4 protein-coding genes and 1 pseudogene are annotated in these 5,309 nt (G+C 70.7%); all 5 read right to left on the bottom strand.

Annotated elements, in window-relative coordinates:
* Positions 1 to 112, bottom strand: a 112-nt coding sequence (locus C2142_RS39730) for a roadblock/LC7 domain-containing protein (RefSeq protein WP_241003186.1), incomplete at its 3' end; no start/stop codon positions are given.
* Positions 113 to 122: 10 nt separating this feature from the next.
* Positions 123 to 3,548 carry a nitrate- and nitrite sensing domain-containing protein gene (locus C2142_RS13170; RefSeq protein ID WP_241002553.1) on the bottom strand — a complete coding sequence of 1,142 codons (3,426 nt, stop codon included), beginning with the start codon at positions 3,546 to 3,548 and terminating at the stop codon, positions 123 to 125.
* A 399-nt stretch (positions 3,549 to 3,947) separates the two neighbouring features.
* Positions 3,948 to 4,526 carry an ATP/GTP-binding protein gene (locus C2142_RS13165; protein WP_148642811.1) on the bottom strand — a complete coding sequence of 193 codons (579 nt, stop codon included), beginning with the start codon at positions 4,524 to 4,526 and terminating at the stop codon, positions 3,948 to 3,950.
* Positions 4,507 to 4,932 (bottom strand): DUF742 domain-containing protein, encoded by a 426-nt coding sequence (locus C2142_RS13160; protein ID WP_148642810.1) that lies wholly within the window; start codon positions 4,930 to 4,932, stop codon positions 4,507 to 4,509. The genes C2142_RS13165 and C2142_RS13160 overlap by 20 nt, the downstream gene beginning before the upstream one ends.
* 162 nt (positions 4,933 to 5,094) lie before the next feature.
* Positions 5,095 to 5,309: pseudogene (locus C2142_RS39725) on the bottom strand (roadblock/LC7 domain-containing protein); the annotation flags it as partial.

Here is a 5,309-nt window from a genome sequence, read left to right as displayed (position 1 = left end):
CACTGCACAGCAGGAGGCCGTCCGCGGAGACCACCACCGTGTGCGACACCCCGGGGGTGTTGTCCACGAAATTGGTGATCAGCCAGTTCAGGTTCTGTGCGGCCTGGCTCATCTGACTCAACTCAACGCTCCTGGTGATTCGAGCCGCCGAAGAGATCGGTGCTGCGATTCTGCTGTCCGTTGCCGGACTGGTCTACCTGATCGGGGTCGATCCGGAAGCTTCCGGTGTTGCCGGCGCTGCGGCCCTGCTCCACACCGCGGCGCAGGTTGGTGAGGCGTCCACGGACCTCCTCGGGGCTGCGGGAGACCTGCGGCCCGTCCTGCGGAGTGGGCTTGGCGTTGCCGGCCACCAGGTTCTGCTTGGGTACCCGGCGGGGCAGGCCCGCCGGGGTGGTGCCACCGGAGGCGGGCTCGCGGAGCTGCTCGGCGCGCTGCCAGGAGCCGTCGTTGGGCGACTGCCAGGTGGCGCTGGTCGGGCCGGTCGGTCCGGTGGGACCGTACCCGCCCAGCGCGGACACCTCGTGTCCGCGCGATTCGGTCGGCGCCGAGGTGTCCTTGGCGCCGGCGAACCAGTTCGGGGTCTCGCCGGTGTCCTGGCCGCCGCCCTGGAAGGCGGCACCGGAGCCGCCGCCGAGCTGCTGGCCGGGGCGGCGCTGCGGAAGGCCGGACGGCAGGGTGGCGGACGGCTCGGCCGCGGGCAGCGCCGGGGTCTCCGGGCTGTACGGGTGGCCGGCCGGAGCCTCGTCGGCCCGGTGGCCGTACTGCTCGCCGGCGTAGCCGTCGTCGTAGCCCTGGTACTGGCCGTACTGGTCGCCCTGGCCCTGGTTCGGGGCCTGGCCGTACTGGTCGTCGGCGTAGCCCTGCTGGGGGAACCGGCCGTAGGCGTCCGGGCCGTACCCGTCCTGCCCGTAGTCGTTGCGGGCGTACTCGTCCTGGCCGTACGCGTACTGCTCGTCGGTGTAGCCGGACTGGTCGTAGCCCTGTCCGCCGTACTGGTCGTCCTGGGCGTAGTTCTCGTCGTTGCGCCGACCGTACGCCGGGTACTCCTCCTCGACCTCGGCGTCGAGGACCGGCGGCATCTGCGCGGTCTCCGGGCCGGCCTCCAGGGCGGCGCGGCGGACCTGGTCGAGCCGCTGCGAGCGCTGGACGGCCTCCAGGGCCGGGCTGAAGCCGCTGGAGCCGGCGCTGCCGTTGCCGGTGAGGTGGTCGTCGAAGCCGAGCTCGGCGGCGCTGCGCGGCTGGTTCTGGGCGGCGGCCCAGTCGGCCTGGGAGGGCTCCTGGTCGGCGAAGATCCGGGAGACGGTGAACTGCTCCTCCGGCTCCGGCGCCGCACCCATCTGGGTCAGGAACGGCGGCAGCATGACCAGCGAGGTGGTGCCCGCGGACTCGCCCGAGGGGCGGAGCTGGACGCGGACGTCGTGCCGCTGGGAGAGCCGGCCGACCACGAAGAGGCCCATGCGGCGGGAGATGGTGGCGTCGACCGTGGGCGGCTCGGCGAGCTTCTCGTTGATCTCGGCGAAGTCCTCGGCGGTGAGGCCGATGCCCTTGTCGTGGATCTCGACCAGCACCCGGCCGTCCGGCAGGCGGGTCGCGTTGACCAGGACCCGGGTCTGCGGGCTGGAGAACGAGGTGGCGTTCTCCAGCAGCTCGGCGAGGAGGTGGACGAGGTCGGTCACGGCGGCGCCGACGACCTCGGCCTCGGGGATGCCGGCGAGCTCGACGCGCTCGTACTGCTCCACCTCGGAGGCGGCGGCGCGGAGCACGTCGACCAGCGGCACCGGGGTGTTCCAGCGGCGGCCGGCCTCCTCGCCCGCGAGGACGAGGAGGTTCTCACCGTTGCGGCGCATACGGGTGGCCAGGTGGTCCAGCTTGAAGAGGTTCTCCAGCTGGTCCGGGTCGGCCTCGTTGTTCTCCAGGTCGGTGATCAGCGCCAGCTGGCGCTGGATCAGGCCCTGGCTGCGACGCGACAGGTTGGTGAAGATCGCGTTGACGTTCCCTCGCAGCAGCGCCTGCTCGGCGGCGAGCTCGACCGCCTGCCGGTGGACCTGGTCGAAGGCCCGGGCGACCTCGCCGATCTCGTCCTTGCCGTGCAGCGGGATCGGGGTGACCGAGGTGTCCACCCGCTCCGGGTCTGTCTTGGAGAGCTTCTCGACCAGTTCCGGCAGGCGGTGGTCGGCGATCTCCAGGGCGGCGTTGCGCAGGGTGCGCATGCCGAGAATCATCGAGCGGGCCACGTAGCCGGTGAGGACACCGGCGAGGACCAGTGCGGCGAGCACGATCGCCGAGTTGAGGATGGCGTCGTAGAGCGCGTTGTCCCGCAGGTCCGAGGCGTCGTTGAGGACGTCGTCCAGCAGCGCGACCTCGGTGGAGCGCAGGGTGGCGATGTGGGTGTTGGCGGCCTGTTCCCAGTTCTCCTTGGTCAGGCCGGAGTTCTTCGCCTCGTTGTAGGCGGCGTCGGCGGCGGCCCTGCCCCTGGACTGGCCCTCCGCGGCGGCCTGGCTGTACGCGGCACCGAGGGCCATCAGGCCCGTCATGGTGGGCACGCTGCCGTTCGGCATGCGGTACGCGGACCGCTGGTCGGCGGAGGCCTGGGCGACCTGGGCGTCGGAGTACCGCCTGGCGTCCTCGGGGGCGCTGCCGGTGTTGAACTCGGAGAGCGACACCTGCTCCAGCTTCTGGGAGACCAGGAGCTGCTGGATCAGGTCGACGTTCTCGTGCCGGGTCGTGGACTGCGCGGATATACCGACCAGCAGGTGGAGCATCAGCGCGCGCTGGGTCGAGGCCGAGGCCTTGGCCAGCGACATCGCGTAGATCGCGCGGCCCTTGCTGGTGATGTTGGTGCTGCCGAGGCCGACCGAGTTGTCGTAGGCCAGCAGCGGCGCGAGCATCGTCGAGTAGGCGGACTGGGTCGCGGTGGCGAACAGCTCCGGCTTGTAGGCGTTGTCGCGCAGGTGCGGCAGGAAGATCACGAGGCTCTGGAAGGAGGCGTGACGGTGCGGGAGCTCACCGGACTTGTCGGTGGCGTCGTAGGCCGTGTTGTACGCCTTGAGCGCGGCGTCGGTGGTCGCACGGGTCTTGACGACGTCGCCGTTCGGGTCCTGGCCGGTCAGCAGGGGGCTGATCGTCTTGTCGCGCTCGTTCTCCAGCGCCTCGGCCAGTTCGGTGGCCGCCTTGGCCAGGCGCGCGGTCTTCTCGGCGCGCGAGGCCTTGACGTAGCCGTCGACCGAGGTGTTGACGCGCAGGCCGCCGAAGACCAGCCCGATGACCACGGGGATCATCAGGATCGCGATCAGACGGGCCGGCACGCGCCAGTTGCGCGGCCGGAGGAACTCGTACCGTCCGCCGCCCTTGCCACCGCTCCCGTCGTCCGCGGAGCCGCTGCTGCGGCGCTCCGTGGAGGCGGCGGGGGCCTGTGGCTTGGGGGCCGGCGGGCGTTCCTCGACCGGCGTGAACGCGGAGAATCCGGCCTGGTCCGTTGCGGTACCGTTCGGCTCGCTCTGGCGGGGCTCGGAGCGCCGCTGCGGGGCGACTTGCTGCTTACGCCTCACTCGACAACAACCTCTCGGCCGATTGGCGGCCATGGATCAATCCAGCGCTACCCCTGGCAGCGGCCCGCTGCTGGGTGGGACTGCCGTACGGGATTTAGGGGTAGCTGGAATTTCAGCACGTGCAGGGATGGGGGACAAACAGCGGCTGGCGGCACGCTGCTGTGGAGCATTTCGGACATTCGTTGACATCGCGGCGTAAAACCGTGGTCTTCTGGCGCTGAGCGACGCTAAATCGCTACGCATGGTCACTGTTGATCACAAAATGCCTACCGAACTGTTATCCGCTGCTTATGCAGGGGTCTTGCGCGAGCCGCGCGGAGGACACCGCCCCGCAAGAGCAGGCGCCCCGGTGCCCGCCGGGCTGGCGGGACACCGGGGCTGCCGGCCTGCGGGCCGCGTTCAGCGCAGGCGGGCGAGGAGGGCGTGCTCGACGAGCGTGATGAGGGCGCTCTTGGCGCTGTCACGGCGTCGGGCGTCCAGGGTGACGACCGGGGTGTCGGGGCCGAGTTGGAGGGCTTCGCGGACCTCGTCGGCGGTGTGGGGCTGGTGTCCGTCGAAGCCGTTGAGGGCGACGACGAAGGGCAGGCCGCTGTTCTCGAAGTAGTCGAGGGCGGGGAAGCAGTCGGCGAGGCGTCGGGTGTCGACGAGGACGACGGCGCCGATGGCGCCGCGGACGAGGTCGTCCCACATGAACCAGAAGCGGTCCTGTCCGGGGGTGCCGAACAGGTACAGGATCAGGTCCTCGTCGAGGGTGATGCGGCCGAAGTCCATGGCGACGGTGGTGGTCGTCTTGCCGGAGACGTGGCTGATGTCGTCGATGCCGGCGGACGCGGAGGTCATGACGGCTTCGGTGCGCAGCGGGTTGATCTCGGAGACGGCGCCGACGAGCGTGGTCTTGCCGACGCCGAAGCCGCCGGCGACGACGATCTTCGCCGAGGTCGTGGCGCGGGTGGCTCCGTTAGAGCTTGCGAAGTCCACTGAGGACCCTTTCGAGCAGCGTGACATCGGGCGTTCCGCCCGACTCGCCCGCGGCGGCGGGCTGGTGGATGGCGACAAGGCCGGCCTCGGCCAGGTCGGCCACGAGGATGCGGGCGACACCGAGCGGAACGCCGGCGAGTGCGGAGATCTCCGCGATGGACTTGACCTCACGGCAGAGGTTCACGATCCGGGAGTGCTCGGGCAGCAGCCCGCCGGACCGCTCGGCGGAGCCGGTGGTCGAGATCAGCGCCTCGATGGCGAGCTGGTACCGGGGCCGGGTGCGGCCTCCGGTCATCGCGTACGGGCGGACCAGCGGCTGCTGCTCGTAGCCGTCGGACTGCTGCCCGCCGTAGCCGCTGCCGTACCCGCTGCCGTACGAGCCGGCGGGTGTCGAAGGCGGGGTCATGGGTCCTCCTTGTGCTGCAGCCTTGGGCAGCCGGTTCCAGCTGGGGCGGTGCCAGCTGAGGCGAAATCAGCTGCCTGAGGGTAGCTGAGGGTGAGGCGCCGGGTCTGGTCGGGTCAGACCCGGCGGGGAGGTGGGACGGATGGGGTTGGCCGCTCAGGGGACTCAGTGCAGGAGACTGCCCTGGAGTTCTGCGCGGAGTGCGGGGGTGAGGACGGCGCCGGCGCGGTCGACGAGGAGGGCCATCTCGTAGCCGACCAGGCCGATGTCGGAGTCCGGCGAGGCGAGTACGGCGAGGGCGGAACCGTCGCTGACGGCCATCAGGAAGAGGAAGCCGCGCTCCATCTCGACGACGGTCTGGTTGACCTCGCCGGAAGATC

Origin of the sequence: Streptomyces sp. CB01881 (assembly GCF_002953255.1) — a bacterium.
Classification (GTDB): Bacteria; Actinomycetota; Actinomycetes; order Streptomycetales; family Streptomycetaceae; genus Kitasatospora.
The sequence above is the reverse complement of the archived record's forward strand: the minus strand, read 5'-3'. Positions and strand labels throughout refer to the sequence as shown.

What these genes read in the sequence shown, in the direction of transcription:
- C2142_RS13160 (WP_148642810.1), bottom strand. Translation starts at nt 4,932, where the DNA reads ATGACCCCGCCTTCGACACCCGCCGGCTCGTACGGCAGCGGGTACGGC.